This window comes from Citrobacter sp. Igbk 14 (assembly GCF_028069825.1).
Taxonomy (GTDB): Bacteria; Pseudomonadota; Gammaproteobacteria; order Enterobacterales; family Enterobacteriaceae; genus Citrobacter.
Map to the genome: position 1 here is coordinate 41,562 of NZ_JANEWM010000012.1, position 14,369 is coordinate 55,930.

11 protein-coding genes, 2 tRNA genes and 3 other RNA genes are annotated in these 14,369 nt (G+C 51.0%); 8 read left to right on the plus strand and 8 right to left on the minus strand.

The genetic code is table 11. The features are described from left to right. Nucleotides 1-194 precede the first annotated feature (194 nt). Genes NNN64_RS06880 through narI form a run of 4 tightly spaced genes read left to right on the plus strand, consistent with a single transcriptional unit; the run spans nucleotide 195 to nucleotide 6,857 of the window. A complete protein-coding gene (locus NNN64_RS06880; RefSeq protein ID WP_271440924.1) occupies nucleotides 195-3,938 on the plus strand; it encodes a nitrate reductase subunit alpha in 3,744 nt (1,247 codons plus the stop codon). Then, complete coding sequence (gene narH / locus NNN64_RS06885) at nucleotides 3,935-5,473, plus strand: nitrate reductase subunit beta (RefSeq protein ID WP_137381696.1); 1,539 nt, start codon at nucleotides 3,935-3,937, stop codon at nucleotides 5,471-5,473. Before NNN64_RS06880 ends, narH begins: the two co-directional genes overlap by 4 nt. Further along, nucleotides 5,470-6,180 carry a nitrate reductase molybdenum cofactor assembly chaperone gene (gene narJ / locus NNN64_RS06890; RefSeq protein WP_271440925.1) on the plus strand — a complete coding sequence of 237 codons (711 nt, stop codon included), beginning with the start codon at nucleotides 5,470-5,472 and terminating at the stop codon, nucleotides 6,178-6,180. The genes narH and narJ overlap by 4 nt, the downstream gene beginning before the upstream one ends. After that, entirely contained in the window at nucleotides 6,180-6,857 is a 678-nt protein-coding gene (gene narI / locus NNN64_RS06895) for a respiratory nitrate reductase subunit gamma (RefSeq protein ID WP_045443634.1), read from the plus strand. Before narJ ends, narI begins: the two co-directional genes overlap by 1 nt. 182 nt (nucleotides 6,858-7,039) lie before the next feature. On the opposite strand, the gene NNN64_RS06900 is transcribed toward narI, so the two are convergent. From NNN64_RS06900 to NNN64_RS06930, 7 genes are all read right to left on the minus strand, one after another. After that, a non-coding RNA gene (locus tag NNN64_RS06900) (RtT sRNA) lies at nucleotides 7,040-7,170 on the minus strand. A gap of 44 nt (nucleotides 7,171-7,214) precedes the next feature. Continuing rightward, nucleotides 7,215-7,346: non-coding RNA, RtT sRNA (locus tag NNN64_RS06905), on the minus strand. 44 nt (nucleotides 7,347-7,390) lie between these two features. Continuing rightward, nucleotides 7,391-7,475 (minus strand) — tRNA-Tyr (locus NNN64_RS06910). 34 nt (nucleotides 7,476-7,509) lie between these two features. Next, nucleotides 7,510-7,641: non-coding RNA, RtT sRNA (locus NNN64_RS06915), on the minus strand. 44 nt (nucleotides 7,642-7,685) lie between these two features. Further along, nucleotides 7,686-7,770, minus strand: a tRNA-Tyr gene (locus NNN64_RS06920). A 157-nt stretch (nucleotides 7,771-7,927) separates the two neighbouring features. Further along, complete coding sequence (gene purU, locus NNN64_RS06925) at nucleotides 7,928-8,770, minus strand: formyltetrahydrofolate deformylase (RefSeq protein WP_005126391.1); 843 nt, start codon at nucleotides 8,768-8,770, stop codon at nucleotides 7,928-7,930. Between the two features lie 55 nt (nucleotides 8,771-8,825). Next, on the minus strand, nucleotides 8,826-9,281 hold the full coding sequence (locus NNN64_RS06930) for a YchJ family protein (RefSeq protein WP_271440926.1): 456 nt from the start codon (nucleotides 9,279-9,281) through the stop codon (nucleotides 8,826-8,828). 111 nt (nucleotides 9,282-9,392) lie between these two features. Here NNN64_RS06930 and rssA point away from each other — a divergent pair, with 111 nt between their 5' ends. From rssA to galU, 3 genes are all read left to right on the plus strand, one after another. After that, nucleotides 9,393-10,298, plus strand: coding sequence for a patatin-like phospholipase RssA (gene rssA, locus NNN64_RS06935; RefSeq protein ID WP_271440927.1), 906 nt, complete (start codon nucleotides 9,393-9,395; stop codon nucleotides 10,296-10,298). Nucleotides 10,299-10,388: 90 nt separating this feature from the next. Further along, nucleotides 10,389-11,402, plus strand: coding sequence for a two-component system response regulator RssB (gene rssB, locus NNN64_RS06940; protein ID WP_271440928.1), 1,014 nt, complete (start codon nucleotides 10,389-10,391; stop codon nucleotides 11,400-11,402). Nucleotides 11,403-11,606: 204 nt separating this feature from the next. Next, nucleotides 11,607-12,515 carry a UTP--glucose-1-phosphate uridylyltransferase GalU gene (gene galU, locus NNN64_RS06945; protein WP_271440929.1) on the plus strand — a complete coding sequence of 303 codons (909 nt, stop codon included), beginning with the start codon at nucleotides 11,607-11,609 and terminating at the stop codon, nucleotides 12,513-12,515. A 138-nt stretch (nucleotides 12,516-12,653) separates the two neighbouring features. Here the strand turns inward: galU and hns are convergent, their stop codons facing one another. Beyond that, a complete protein-coding gene (hns, locus tag NNN64_RS06950; protein WP_003020723.1) occupies nucleotides 12,654-13,067 on the minus strand; it encodes a histone-like nucleoid-structuring protein H-NS in 414 nt (137 codons plus the stop codon). Nucleotides 13,068-13,711: 644 nt separating this feature from the next. Here hns and tdk point away from each other — a divergent pair. After that, complete coding sequence (tdk, locus tag NNN64_RS06955) at nucleotides 13,712-14,329, plus strand: thymidine kinase (RefSeq protein WP_005126397.1); 618 nt, start codon at nucleotides 13,712-13,714, stop codon at nucleotides 14,327-14,329. Nucleotides 14,330-14,369: the final 40 nt, after the last annotated feature.

Genomic DNA, 14,369 nt, shown 5'->3' on the forward strand with positions numbered 1-14,369 from the left:
CTGCTTATAAATCAATTAATTATATTTAAAATCAATATCCTACTTAAGGGGTATACGAAAATTAACCACCTATTTTCATCCCTGTCTGCCTTGATCGTTATCAATTATCACGCCCTTTCAGAGCGTTACCTTCACTCCCAATCAAGCAATGTCGATTTATCAGAGAGCCGTCAGGCTCCTACAGGAGAAAACCGATGAGTAAATTCCTGGACCGGTTTCGTTACTTCAAGCAGAAGGGCGAAACCTTTGCCGATGGGCACGGCCAGCTTCTCAACACCAACAGGGACTGGGAGGATGGATACCGCCAGCGTTGGCAGCATGACAAAGTCGTGCGTTCAACCCACGGCGTAAACTGCACCGGCTCATGCAGTTGGAAAATCTACGTGAAAAATGGTCTGGTAACCTGGGAAACCCAGCAAACTGACTACCCGCGTACTCGTCCTGATCTGCCAAACCACGAACCTCGCGGCTGCCCGCGTGGTGCGAGCTATTCCTGGTATCTCTACAGCGCTAACCGCCTCAAATATCCGCTGATGCGCAAACGTCTGATGAAGATGTGGCGTGAAGCGAAAAGACTGCACAGTGATCCCGTTGACGCCTGGGCCTCCATCATCGAAGACGCCGATAAAGCAAAAAGCTTCAAACAAGCGCGTGGTCGTGGCGGGTTTGTCCGTTCTTCCTGGCAGGAAGTCAACGAACTGATTGCGGCATCTAACGTCTATACCGTGAAAACCTATGGTCCTGACCGCGTTGCGGGTTTCTCACCGATCCCGGCAATGTCGATGGTTTCTTATGCGTCCGGTGCTCGTTACTTGTCACTGATTGGCGGTACCTGCCTGAGCTTCTACGATTGGTACTGCGACCTGCCGCCTGCCTCTCCGCAGACCTGGGGCGAGCAGACTGACGTGCCGGAATCTGCTGACTGGTACAACTCCAGCTACATCATCGCCTGGGGTTCTAACGTACCGCAGACCCGTACTCCGGATGCGCACTTCTTCACAGAAGTTCGCTACAAAGGGACCAAAACGGTCGCGATTACGCCGGACTACGCAGAAATCGCCAAGCTTTGCGACCTGTGGCTGGCACCGAAGCAGGGGACTGATGCCGCAATGGCGCTGGCGATGGGCCACGTTATGCTGCGTGAGTTCCATCTCGACAACCCAAGCCAGTACTTTACCGATTACGTGCGCCGTTACACCGACATGCCAATGTTGGTCATGCTTGAAGAGCGTGACGGATACTATGCTGCCGGTCGTATGCTGCGTGCGGCGGATTTGGTCGATTCTCTGGGCCAGGAAAACAACCCGGAATGGAAAACTGTCGCGATTAACAGCAACGGTGAGATGGTTGCGCCGAACGGTTCAATCGGTTTCCGCTGGGGCGAAAAAGGTAAATGGAATCTGGAGCAGCGCGACGGTACGTCTGGTGCCGAAACCGAACTGCAACTCAGCCTGCTGGGTAGCCAGGATGACATCGCGGAAGTCGGTTTCCCGTACTTCGGTGGCGAAGGAACTGAACACTTCAATAAAGTCGAACTGGAAAACGTTCTGCTGCATAAACTGCCGGTTAAACGACTGCAGTTGGCTGATGGTTCTACGGCGCTGGTGACCACCGTTTACGATCTGACCATGGCTAACTACGGCCTTGAGCGTGGTCTGAATGATGAAAACTGCGCGACCAGCTACGATGACGTAAAAGCGTATACCCCTGCGTGGGCAGAAAAAATCACCGGTGTTTCACGTTCTCAAATTGTGCGCATTGCCCGTGAATTTGCGGATAACGCCGATAAAACCCACGGACGTTCGATGATCATCGTCGGTGCGGGTCTGAACCACTGGTATCACCTCGATATGAACTATCGCGGCCTGATCAACATGCTGATTTTCTGCGGCTGTGTCGGTCAGAGCGGCGGCGGCTGGGCACACTATGTGGGCCAGGAAAAACTGCGTCCACAGACCGGCTGGCAGCCACTGGCGTTTGCACTTGACTGGCAGCGTCCTGCGCGTCACATGAACAGTACGTCCTACTTCTATAACCACTCCAGCCAGTGGCGCTATGAGACGGTAACAGCGCAAGAATTGCTGTCGCCGATGGCGGATAAATCCCGCTATAGCGGTCATCTGATCGACTTCAACGTGCGCGCCGAGCGTATGGGCTGGTTGCCGTCCGCACCGCAGTTGGGGACTAACCCGCTGTACATTGCGCGTGAGGCGGAAAAAGCGGGGATGACACCCGTCGATTACACCGTTAAATCGCTGAAAGAAGGTTCTATTCGCTTTGCGGCAGAACAACCAGAAAACGGTAAAAACCATCCACGTAACCTGTTTATCTGGCGCTCTAATCTGCTGGGTTCATCCGGTAAAGGCCATGAATACATGCTGAAGTATCTGCTGGGTACTGAGCACGGTATTCAGGGACTGGATCTGGGTAAACAGGGCGGCGTGAAACCAGAAGAAGTGGAATGGCAGGATAATGGTCTCGACGGCAAGCTGGATCTGGTGGTGACACTGGACTTCCGTTTGTCGAGCACCTGTCTGTATTCCGACATCGTGCTGCCAACGGCCACCTGGTATGAAAAAGACGACATGAATACCTCGGATATGCATCCGTTTATTCATCCGCTGTCTGCTGCTGTTGACCCGGCCTGGGAATCGAAAAGCGACTGGGAAATCTACAAAGCCATCGCCAAGAAATTCTCTGAAGTTTGTGTCGGTCACCTTGGCAAAGAAACCGACGTGGTGACACTGCCTATCCAGCACGACTCCGCCGCTGAACTGGCGCAACCGCTGGACGTGAAAGACTGGAAAAAAGGCGAATGCGACCTGATCCCTGGCGTCACCGCACCGCACATCATGACCGTCGAGCGTGATTACCCGGCAACTTACGAGCGCTTCACCTCTATCGGCCCGTTGATGGACAAAGTCGGTAACGGTGGTAAAGGGATTGCCTGGAATACTCAGAGCGAAATGGATCTGCTGCGTAAGCTCAATTACACCAAGGCAGAAGGTCCGGCGAAAGGCCAGCCTTGTCTTAATACAGCCATTGATGCCGCTGAGATGATCCTGACGCTGGCACCGGAAACGAATGGCCAGGTCGCCGTTAAAGCCTGGGCTGCGCTGAGTGAATTTACCGGCCGTGACCATACGCATCTGGCGCTGAATAAAGAAGACGAGAAGATTCGCTTCCGCGATATTCAGGCGCAACCGCGCAAAATCATCTCCAGCCCGACCTGGTCAGGTCTGGAAGATGAACATGTTTCTTATAACGCCGGTTACACCAACGTTCATGAGCTAATCCCATGGCGCACGTTGTCTGGTCGCCAGCAGCTGTATCAGGATCACCAGTGGATGCGTGACTTCGGTGAAAGCTTGCTGGTCTATCGTCCGCCAATCGATACCCGTTCGGTGAAAGAGGTGATGGGCGAGAAGTCCAATGGCAACCCTGAAAAAGCGCTCAACTTCCTGACGCCGCACCAGAAGTGGGGTATCCACTCTACCTACAGTGACAACCTGCTGATGCTGACGTTAGGTCGCGGCGGTCCGATTGTGTGGATGAGTGAAGCCGATGCGAAAGATTTGGGCATCGAAGATAACGACTGGATCGAAGTTTTCAACAGCAACGGTGCCTTAACTGCCCGTGCCGTTGTCAGCCAACGTGTGCCGGCCGGGATGACCATGATGTACCACGCGCAGGAACGTATTGTGAACCTGCCTGGTTCAGAAATTACCCAGCAGCGTGGCGGGATCCATAACTCGGTAACGCGTATTACGCCGAAACCGACCCACATGATCGGCGGCTATGCACATCTGGCCTACGGCTTTAACTACTACGGCACCGTAGGGTCGAACCGTGATGAGTTCGTTGTGGTACGTAAGATGAAGAACATTGACTGGTTGGATGGTGAAGGCAATGACCAGGTACAGGAGAGCGTAAAATGAAAATTCGTTCACAAGTCGGCATGGTGCTGAATCTCGATAAGTGCATCGGTTGCCACACCTGTTCAGTAACCTGCAAAAACGTCTGGACTAGCCGTGAAGGTGCCGAATATGCCTGGTTCAACAACGTTGAAACGAAGCCGGGAACGGGGTTCCCGACTGACTGGGAAAACCAGGAAAAATGGAAGGGCGGTTGGATCCGTAAAATCAACGGCAAGCTGGTGCCGCGCATGGGTAACAAAGCGCTGCTGCTGGGTAAAATCTTTGCTAACCCGCATCTGCCGGGCATTGATGATTACTACGAGCCGTTTGATTTCGACTACCAGACGCTGCACAACGCGCCCGCTGATAGCAAGGCGCAGCCGATCGCCCGTCCGCGCTCGCTGATTACCGGTCAGCGTATGGACAAAATCACCAAAGGTCCGAACTGGGAAGATGACCTGGGCGGTGAGTTTGAGAAGCTGGCGAAAGACCAGAACTTCGAAAATATGCAGAAGGCGATGTACGGGCAGTTTGAAAATACCTTCATGATGTATCTGCCCCGTCTGTGCGAGCACTGTCTGAACCCGGCGTGCGTGGCGACCTGTCCAAGTGGTGCCATCTACAAACGTGAAGAAGATGGCATCGTGCTGATTGACCAGGACAAGTGCCGCGGCTGGCGTATGTGCATCACCGGGTGTCCGTACAAGAAGATCTACTTCAACTGGAAGAGCGGTAAATCTGAGAAGTGCATCTTCTGCTATCCGCGTATTGAAGCTGGCCAACCGACGGTATGTTCTGAAACCTGTGTCGGTCGTATTCGTTATCTCGGCGTGTTGCTGTATGACGCCGATGCTATCGAAAGCGCTGCAAGCACCGAGAACGAGAAGGATCTGTATCAGAGTCAGTTGGACGTATTCCTCGATCCAAACGATCCGGCGGTGATTGAACAGGCACTGAAAGATGGCATTCCGCTGAGTGTCATCGACGCGGCCCAGCAGTCGCCGGTATACAAAATGGCGATGGACTGGAAGCTGGCGCTGCCGCTGCACCCGGAATACCGCACGTTGCCGATGGTCTGGTATGTGCCACCTTTATCTCCGATTCAGTCCGCTGCTGATGCGGGTGAACTGGGTAGCAACGGTATTCTGCCGGACGTGGACAGCCTGCGTATCCCGGTTCAGTATCTGGCGAACCTGCTGACTGCAGGTGATACCCAGCCGGTACTGCGGGCGCTGAAACGTATGCTGGCGATGCGTCACTACAAACGCGCAGAAACCGTAGACGGCAAAGTCGATACCCGCGCGCTGGAAGAGGTCGGTCTGACTGAAGCCCAGGCACAAGAGATGTATCGTTACCTGGCGATTGCTAACTACGAAGATCGTTTTGTGATCCCGAGCAGCCATCGCGAACTGGCGCGTGAAGCATTCCCGGAGAAAAGCGGTTGTGGTTTCACCTTCGGTGATGGTTGCCACGGTTCTGATACGAAATTCAATCTGTTCAACAGTCGCCGCATTGATGCTGTCGATGTGACCAGTAAAACGGAGCCGCACCAATGATTGAACTCGTCATTGTTTCGCGTCTGCTCGAGTACCCGGATGCTGCCTTGTGGCAGTATCAGCAGGAACTTTTCGATGCACTCGCGTCATCTGAAAACCTGGACAAAGAGGATGCCCAGACGCTGGGCGTTTTCCTGCGCGATTTAACTGCGCAGGATATGCTGGATGCGCAGGCAAGCTATAGCGAACTGTTCGACCGTGGTCGTGCGACGTCACTATTGCTGTTTGAACATGTTCACGGTGAATCCCGCGATCGCGGCCAGGCGATGGTTGACCTGATGGCTCAGTATGAGCAGCACGGACTACAACTCGATAGCCGCGAATTGCCTGATCACTTGCCGCTGTATCTGGAATATCTCGCACAGTTGCCAAAAAGCGAAGCGTTAGGTGGCTTGCAGGATATCGCCCCGATTCTGGCGCTGCTCAGCGCGCGACTGCAACAGCGCGAAAGTCGCTACGCGGTGCTGTTCGATCTGCTGTTAAAGCTGGCGAATACCGCTATCGACAGCGACAAAGTGGCCGAAAAAATTGCGGATGAAGTTCGTGACGACACGCCGCAGGCACTGGATGCTGTTTGGGAAGAAGAGCAGGTGAAATTCTTTGCCGACCAGGGATGTGGTGAGTCTGAAATTTCTGCTCATCAACGTCGTTTTGCCGGGGCCGTTGCGCCGCAGTACCTGAACATCACCACCGGAGGACAGAACTAATGCACTTCCTGAATACGTTCTTCTTTGACATCTATCCGTATATTGCGGGTTCTGTCTTTCTGATTGGCAGCTGGTTACGCTACGACTACGGTCAGTATACCTGGCGTGCGGCTTCCAGCCAGATGCTGGATCGCAAAGGGATGAACCTTGCGTCAAACCTGTTTCACATTGGGATCCTCGGCATCTTCGCGGGTCATTTCCTGGGGATGCTGACGCCGCACTGGATGTACGAAGCGTGGTTGCCGCTTGAAGTGAAGCAAAAGATGGCGATGTTTGCCGGTGGTGCCAGTGGTGTGATGTGCCTGGTGGGGGGCGTGCTGCTGCTGAAACGTCGTCTGTTCAGTCCGCGCGTGCGTGCAACGACCACGGGTGCCGACATTCTGGTGCTGTCTGTTCTGGTTATCCAGTGTGCGCTGGGTCTGCTGACCATTCCGTTCTCGGCTCAGCATATGGACGGTAGCGAAATGATGAAGCTGGTGAACTGGGCGCAATCAGTGGTGACCTTCCACGGTGGGGCGTCTCAGTATCTGGATGGCGTAGCATTCATTTTCCGTATGCACCTGGTATTAGGTATGACGCTGTTCCTGTTGTTCCCGTTCTCGCGTCTGGTACATATCTGGAGCGTGCCAGTCGAGTATCTGACACGTAAATATCAGATTGTGCGCGCCCGTCATTAATTTCGCGTTGTAACGCACCAAACCCCGCTTCGGCGGGGTTTTTTTATGCCAGTTCGCCGGATGGCGGCGTAACCGCCTTATCCAGCCTACGTAGGTGTCAGTGGACTTTGTAGGCCTGATAAGCGCAGCGCATCAGGCAAATAAAGGGCATTGAAGATTGATTTTGTGTTGGTACTTTATGAAGTAAGGGGGGGAAGGATGACTCAGCGCTGCGCGCTTCGCCCTTCGGGTCGTTGCCTGCGGCAACGCTTTCTCGCTGCGCTTGAATCGAAACTTAGTCGAAGTTTTTCATCCTTCCCACATGGGCAGAATATAGGGCACTGCGTATTGATTGAGATGTAGTGCTTTAGGATGTGATGGTGGTGGGGGAAGGATTACTCAGCGCTGCGCGCTTCGCCCTTCGGGTCGTTGCCTGCGGCAACGCTTTCTCGCTAACGCTCGAATCGAACCTTAGTCGAAGCTTCTCATCCTTCCCACATCGGAAGAATATGAGGTATTGCAGATTGATTTTGTGTTGGTATTTTATGAAGTGATGGTGGTGGGGGAAGGATTCGAACCTTCGAAGTCGATGACGGCAGATTTACAGTCTGCTCCCTTTGGCCGCTCGGGAACCCCACCAGGGGTAATTCAAATTGTAGGCAGTGCTTGAAGATGGTGGTGGGGGAAGGATTATTCGTCGCTTCACTCCTCACCCTTCGGGCCGTTGCTGTTGGCAACGTTCTCTCGCTTTCGCTCGAGTCGAACCTTAATCGAAAGTTCTCACCCTTCCCCGACAAGTGCAAACTTCTGCATTGCTCACCGGGATAACTACATCGCTGTAGTGAATAATGGTGGTGGGGGAAGGATTCGAACCTTCGAAGTCGATGACGGCAGATTTACAGTCTGCTCCCTTTGGCCGCTCGGGAACCCCACCACGGGGTAATGCTATGTTACTGGCCTGCTTCCTTTGGAAGCGGGGCGCATCATATCAAATGATGCGCCCCTGTAAAGCATTCCGTTGATAAAAAAGAACTGGTTGCCTGATTTTTACGCGTAAAGATGTAAAGGTAACCAATAAAATTATCAATCGATTACAGAATAATCGTTCGATTACCGTAAACAAAGACACGCTGCGCGAGAACCTGATACAGCGCACGGCTTAATACGTTTTTCTCAACGTCACGACCGGCACGCATCATATCCTCTGCGGTATAGGTATGATCTACATGAATCACGTCCTGCATGATGATCGGACCTTCGTCGAGATTGTCATTCACATAGTGGGCTGTCGCTCCGATGATCTTCACGCCGCGCTCATACGCCTGATGGTACGGGCGCGCGCCAATAAAGGCGGGCAGGAATGAGTGGTGAATATTGATAATCTTATTTGGGAAGCGAGAAACAAATGTCGGCGTCAGGACACGCATATATTTTGCCAGCACGACATAGTCTGGCTGATGTGCGTCGATAGCGTCCGCCATTTTTTGGTCATGCTCGTCACGCGTTAGTCCTTCGTGGCTGACCAGCTCAAAAGGAATATCAAAACGCTCAACCAGGGAGCGCAACGTGTCGTGATTGCCGATAACTGCGGCAATTTCAACATCCAGTCCGCCGTAATTGGCCTTCATTAATAGGTCGCCCAAACAGTGAGCTTCTTTGGTGACTAAAATGACAATGCGGCGACGACCCGCTGGCGTAAGTTCACGAATGGAACCTTCTGGTAGTGCGCTGTCCAGATCGGTCAGCAGTGTGACATCGTTAAAAATGCCTTCCAGTTCGGTACGCATGAAAAAGCGCCCGGTACGGTGATCCACGAACTCATTATTCTGCACGATGTTCAGTTCGTGCTTGTAACAGATATTAGTAATGCGCGCGATCAGACCTTTTTGGTCCGGGCAAATAGTACGCAGCACTTTTCGTTGTAATGAATGCATTTGCAGCGGAGATCCTGTTGAGAATGTTTGCATAGTTGATGCTGTCGGGCGTTGATTAGCCGCAGCACTTTTTAAATTTTTTACCGGAGCCACAAGGGCAGGTATCGTTTCGTCCAATTTGCGGGCGTGTACCATCGATATAGTACCACTGACCGTTTTCTTTTAAAAAACGAGAGCGTTCGATAATTGCGCCTGTTTTTCCCTGTTCAGAAAACCGTGCGACAAAACTGACATAACCGATAGTGTCGGTTTCTGCCGTCTGCTGTTCAAAAACGGTCAGCCCCAGCCATTCGGTATGGGTAAATCCTGCAATAATGTCATCCCGGAAATCGGCGGCATGGCAATCTGGATGCCAGGTTTTGATGAGGTAATCTGCGTCTTTCATCACAAAAGCACAGTAACGAGAACGCATGAGATGTGACGGCGTTGGTGCTACTTGTGCACCGGACACATAACGGTAGCAACATAGGCTATACTCGACAGCGCTACCACAGGGACAAAGCTGAGACACAAAGTACTCCCTGGAATAAAAAAACGGCGTAAAAACGCCAGGGTGGCACTATGTTAACTGAGCCGTGGCGATGTTGCTACGTCTGCAAGCCAGGGGAAGTCTGTAGGTATAATGAGAAAAATAAAAATTGGGCTGGCGCTAGGTTCCGGCGCAGCACGCGGCTGGTCGCATATTGGTGTGATCAAAGCCCTGAAACACATGGGCATTGACATTGATATTGTGGCAGGGTGTTCCATTGGCTCACTGGTCGGCGCCGCCTACGCATGTAACAAACTCCCCGCGCTTGAACAGTGGGTTTGCTCCTTCAGTTACTGGGATGTTTTACGCCTGATGGATCTCTCGTGGCGCAGGGGCGGACTATTGCGCGGCGAACGGGTATTCAACCAGTATCGTAATGTCATGCCGGTAGAATCTATCGAGCAATGCTCACGCCGTTTTGCCACTGTCGCAACCAATCTCAGTACGGGCCGTGAACTCTGGTTTACTGAAGGTGATTTGCACCTTGCCGTTAGGGCCTCCTGCAGTATTCCAGGCCTCATGTCACCTGTGGCGCACAATGGTTATTGGCTGGTAGATGGTGCGGTGGTGAACCCTGTGCCTGTCTCTCTGACGCGTGCGTTGGGGGCCGATATCGTTATTGCGGTCGACCTGCAACATGATGCGCACCTGATGCAACAAGATCTGCTCTCCTTCAACGTCAATAGTGAAACCGAATCGAACGATGATGAGCTGTCATGGCATGCCCGCCTGAAAGAGCGCTTGAGCAACATTACGGCCCGGCGTGCAGTCACGGCACCTACGGCGATGGAGATCATGACGACCTCGATTCAGGTTCTGGAAAACCGTCTCAAGCGCAACCGTATGGCTGGGGACCCACCTGATATTCTGATTCAGCCGTTTTGTCCGCAAATATCCACGCTGGATTTCCATCGCGCCGGTGCTGCAATTGCTGCCGGGCAGTTAGCGGTCGAGAAGAAAATGGATGAGCTTCTGCCCCTGGTAAAAACCAACGTTTAACGCATTTTTTATCAACACTTAAGCAAATTCTGACAGGCGTGAGTTGCAATAGCATGCCACTATTTACTAAAGCCAGTCAGGGGGGAGAATATGACGCAGCCATTGGTCGGAAAACAGATTCTTATCGTTGAAGATGAGCCAGTATTTCGCTCGCTTCTGGATTCATGGTTTTCCTCTTTGGGAGCGACAACAGCAGTAGCGGGAGACGGGCTTGATGCGCTGGAGTTACTGGGGCGCTTCACCCCCGACCTGATGATTTGCGATCTCGCTATGCCGAGAATGAACGGCCTTAAACTGGTCGAGTATCTGCGTAATCGTGGCGATCAGACGCCTATTCTGGTGATCTCCGCAACGGAAAATATGGCCGATATTGCCAAAGCATTACGGCTCGGTGTGGATGATGTTCTTTTAAAGCCCGTGAAGGACCTTAACCGCCTGCGAGAAACCGTTTTTGCATGTCTTTATCCCAATATGTTTAATTCTCGCGTGGAAGAAGAAGAACGCCTGTTTCGTGACTGGGATGCGATGGTGGGCGATCCTGCTGCCGCCGCAAAACTGTTGCAAGAATTACAGCCCCCAGTGTCGCAAGTCATCTCGCATTGTCGGGTCAACTACCGCCAGTTGGTCGCCGCTGATCAACCTGGACTGGTATTGGATATTGCCCCTCTGTCGGGCCACGATCTCGCCTTCTATTGTCTGGATGTTACTCGAGCAGGGGATAATGGTGTCCTGGCTGCATTATTACTGCGCGCGCTGTTTAATGGTTTGCTGCAAGAACAACTCACCCATCAGAATCAACGACTGCCTGAGCTCGGTGCGCTATTGAAACAGGTGAATCATTTACTTCGTCAGGCTAATTTACCCGGACAGTTTCCACTGCTGGTGGGGTATTACCACAGCGGATTAAAAAATCTGATTCTGGTATCGGCTGGGCTGAATGCGACATTAAATACCGGTTCACATCACGTACAAATCAGTAATGGTGTTCCGCTGGGCACGTTAGGCAATACGTATCTGAATCAGTTAAGTCAACGCTGTGAATCCTGGCAGTGCCAAATCTGGGGGGCAGGCGGTCGCTTGCGCCTGATGTTGTCTGCGGAATGAACAATCGAGAGGGTAGTGAATAAAATTGGTTCACCTCCCTTACGCTGTGAGTGCTACTATCAGCGCCAGTCTTATTCGTATTTATCTTAATTATACCGACGCGCGTCCTTTTCAGACCTGAAGCTTACTGCGGTACTGATATACTCGGATGCGAAACAGATTGATGAACACGTTCAATACATGAACAGTCCAGGAGAGTTTTAAATGGCTGCCCTTAATTCAAAAGTCAAAAAAGCCGTTATCCCGGTTGCGGGATTAGGAACCAGGATGTTACCGGCTACGAAGGCAATCCCGAAAGAGATGCTACCGTTGGTTGATAAGCCATTAATTCAGTACGTCGTAAACGAATGTATTGCTGCGGGCATCACTGAAATTGTACTCGTGACTCACTCGTCTAAGAATTCAATTGAAAACCACTTTGATACCAGCTTTGAACTTGAAGCGATGCTGGAAAAACGCGTAAAACGTCAGCTTCTGGAAGAAGTGCAATCTATTTGCCCTCCGCATGTCACTATTATGCAGGTGCGTCAGGGGTTGGCAAAAGGTCTGGGTCATGCGGTATTGTGTGCCCATCCGGTTGTTGGCGATGAACCGGTTGCGGTCATCCTGCCGGACGTTATTCTTGACGAATATGAATCTGATTTATCCCGTGACAACCTTGCTGAAATGATCCACCGTTTTGATGAAACGGGCAGCAGCCAGATTATGGTGGAGCCTGTAGCAGACGTAACGGCTTATGGTGTTGTTGATTGCAAAGGCGTTGAATTAGCGCCTGGTGAAAGCGTACCGATGGTTGGCGTGGTAGAAAAACCGAAAGCTGACGTTGCGCCATCTAATCTGGCCGTTGTGGGGCGTTATGTTCTCAGTGCGGATATCTGGCCTCTGCTGGCAAAAACACCTCCGGGAGCAGGTGATGAAATTCAGCTGACCGACGCAATCGATATGCTGATCGAAAAAGAAACGGTAGAAGCCTATCACATGAAGGGCAAAAGCCATGACTGTGGTAATAAGCTGGGCTATATGCAGGCGTTCGTTGAATATGGTATTCGCCATAATACGCTTGGCGCTGAATTTAAAGCATGGCTTGAAGATGAGATGGGTATTAAGAAGTAACCTCGCGGTATTATAAGGACAGAGCGGCGCTGCTAATCCAGCGCCGTTTTTTTATACCTAATTTGGGTAGGGCAATGTGCGAAGTGCGGGTAAAAAAAATCCCGCCAGTGGCGGGATTTTAAGCAAACTATTTCTGAATTATTCCTTGATCAGGAAATCGTCCAGTTGTTTACCTTGTTCTTCCATCGCTTTTTTGATCACTGCCGGTGTACGACCCTGGCCAGTCCAGGTTTTAGTTTCACCGTTTTCGTCAACGTAGCTATATTTAGCCGGACGTGCTGCACGTTTAGCTTTGGTGCCGGACTTAACCGCAGCCATGCTATTCAGCAGTTCGTTCGGATCAATACCATCAGCAATCAGCATTTCACGATATTGTTGCAGTTTACGAGTACGCTCTTCAACTTCAGCAGCGGCAGCGCTTTCTTCTTCGCGACGCTCGCTAACTACAACTTCTAATTTTTCCAGCATTTCTTCAAGCGTTTCCAGAGTACATTCTCTCGCCTGCGCACGAAGAGTACGGATGTTGTTCAGAATTTTAAGTGCTTCGCTCATTGTAGTAATCTCAAACTTATATTGGGGTGGTTTGTTGAGCTAATAATAGAGCGATAAATTCAGTTGTGCAATAGCCAGGAATGTAAGGAATTCAAAATTGCTCTTTATTTAGTGTCTGTATTAATTGTTCAGTCTTAATTTTATGACGATGTCGGGCATAAAAAAGGCTTATTGGTATGCGGGCTTCCCGGCAGCAGAGAGTAAAAATTCAAGATTCAGGTCACATTTCATAGTGTACAAATAGTATCTCTTTGCAGTGATTTCAACCTTTTGTATTAGTTTTGCTTACGGAAATCCTCTATTACAAGGCGGCTATCGTTAGATACAATAACAATAAGGGCAGGGTTTCTTTATTGCGCGGTGATGATAAGTGACGTTGATGAATTTCAGGAGCACTATTTGTGAAAGAATGTGTATATACACATCATACTTCAGGTTGTTTGTGCTTTGGCAGCGTACTTTCACTCTATTGTCCACTTAAGAAAGTACCCAAGGGCACTTCCGTGCTGAGGGGTATTTAGACGAAACAGGGTGGTGTTTGCACGTTCTTTTATACATTCCGAATGTCACGCTGCACCGACTTGTTTGTGAAATATGATACAATCCTGCCCATATTTATTCTCCCCGGTGAGGGCCGACACACAATGGCACAGCTTTATTTTTACTATTCTGCAATGAATGCAGGCAAGTCGACGGCATTGCTGCAATCTTCATACAATTATCAGGAACGTGGGATGCGTGCCGTTGTATATACAGCGGAAATTGATGACCGTTTTGGCGCGGGAAAAGTAAGTTCACGTATAGGCCTGTCGTCACCTGCAAAATTGTTTAACCAAAATTCATCTTTGTTCGAGGAGATTCGTGCGGAGAACGCGCAACAACGAATTCACTGCGTGCTGGTCGATGAGTCTCAGTTTCTGACGAGACAGCAGGTTTATGAATTATCAGAGGTTGTTGATCAACTGGATATTCCAGTTTTGTGTTATGGCTTACGCACTGATTTCCGTGGTGAATTATTTGGTGGTAGCGAATATCTGCTTGCATGGTCTGATAAGTTGGTTGAATTAAAGACCATTTGCTTCTGTGGCCGTAAGGCCAGCATGGTGTTACGCCTTGATCAGGCCGGAAGACCTTATAACGAAGGTGAGCAGGTCGTTATAGGAGGAAATGAACGCTATGTATCGGTGTGCCGCAAGCATTATAAGGAAGCACAGTCTGAAGGCTCTCTGACGGCCATTCAGGAACGCCACAGCCACGATTGACCCTCTGCTCTCCTGCTGAGTTGAATCGCAGGGTAGGCCT

Bases quoted from the DNA above. Each gene is read 5' to 3' on its own strand.
- NNN64_RS06880 (WP_271440924.1), top strand. From the start codon at position 195: ATGAGTAAATTCCTGGACCGGTTTCGTTACTTCAAGCAGAAGGGCGAA.
- narH (WP_137381696.1), top strand. From the start codon at position 3,935: ATGAAAATTCGTTCACAAGTCGGCATGGTGCTGAATCTCGATAAGTGC.
- narJ (WP_271440925.1), top strand. From the start codon at position 5,470: ATGATTGAACTCGTCATTGTTTCGCGTCTGCTCGAGTACCCGGATGCT.
- narI (WP_045443634.1), top strand. From the start codon at position 6,180: ATGCACTTCCTGAATACGTTCTTCTTTGACATCTATCCGTATATTGCG.
- purU (WP_005126391.1), bottom strand. From the start codon at position 8,770: ATGCATTCATTACAACGAAAAGTGCTGCGTACTATTTGCCCGGACCAA.
- rssA (WP_271440927.1), top strand. From the start codon at position 9,393: ATGAGAAAAATAAAAATTGGGCTGGCGCTAGGTTCCGGCGCAGCACGC.
- rssB (WP_271440928.1), top strand. From the start codon at position 10,389: ATGACGCAGCCATTGGTCGGAAAACAGATTCTTATCGTTGAAGATGAG.
- galU (WP_271440929.1), top strand. From the start codon at position 11,607: ATGGCTGCCCTTAATTCAAAAGTCAAAAAAGCCGTTATCCCGGTTGCG.
- hns (WP_003020723.1), bottom strand. From the start codon at position 13,067: ATGAGCGAAGCACTTAAAATTCTGAACAACATCCGTACTCTTCGTGCG.
- tdk (WP_005126397.1), top strand. From the start codon at position 13,712: ATGGCACAGCTTTATTTTTACTATTCTGCAATGAATGCAGGCAAGTCG.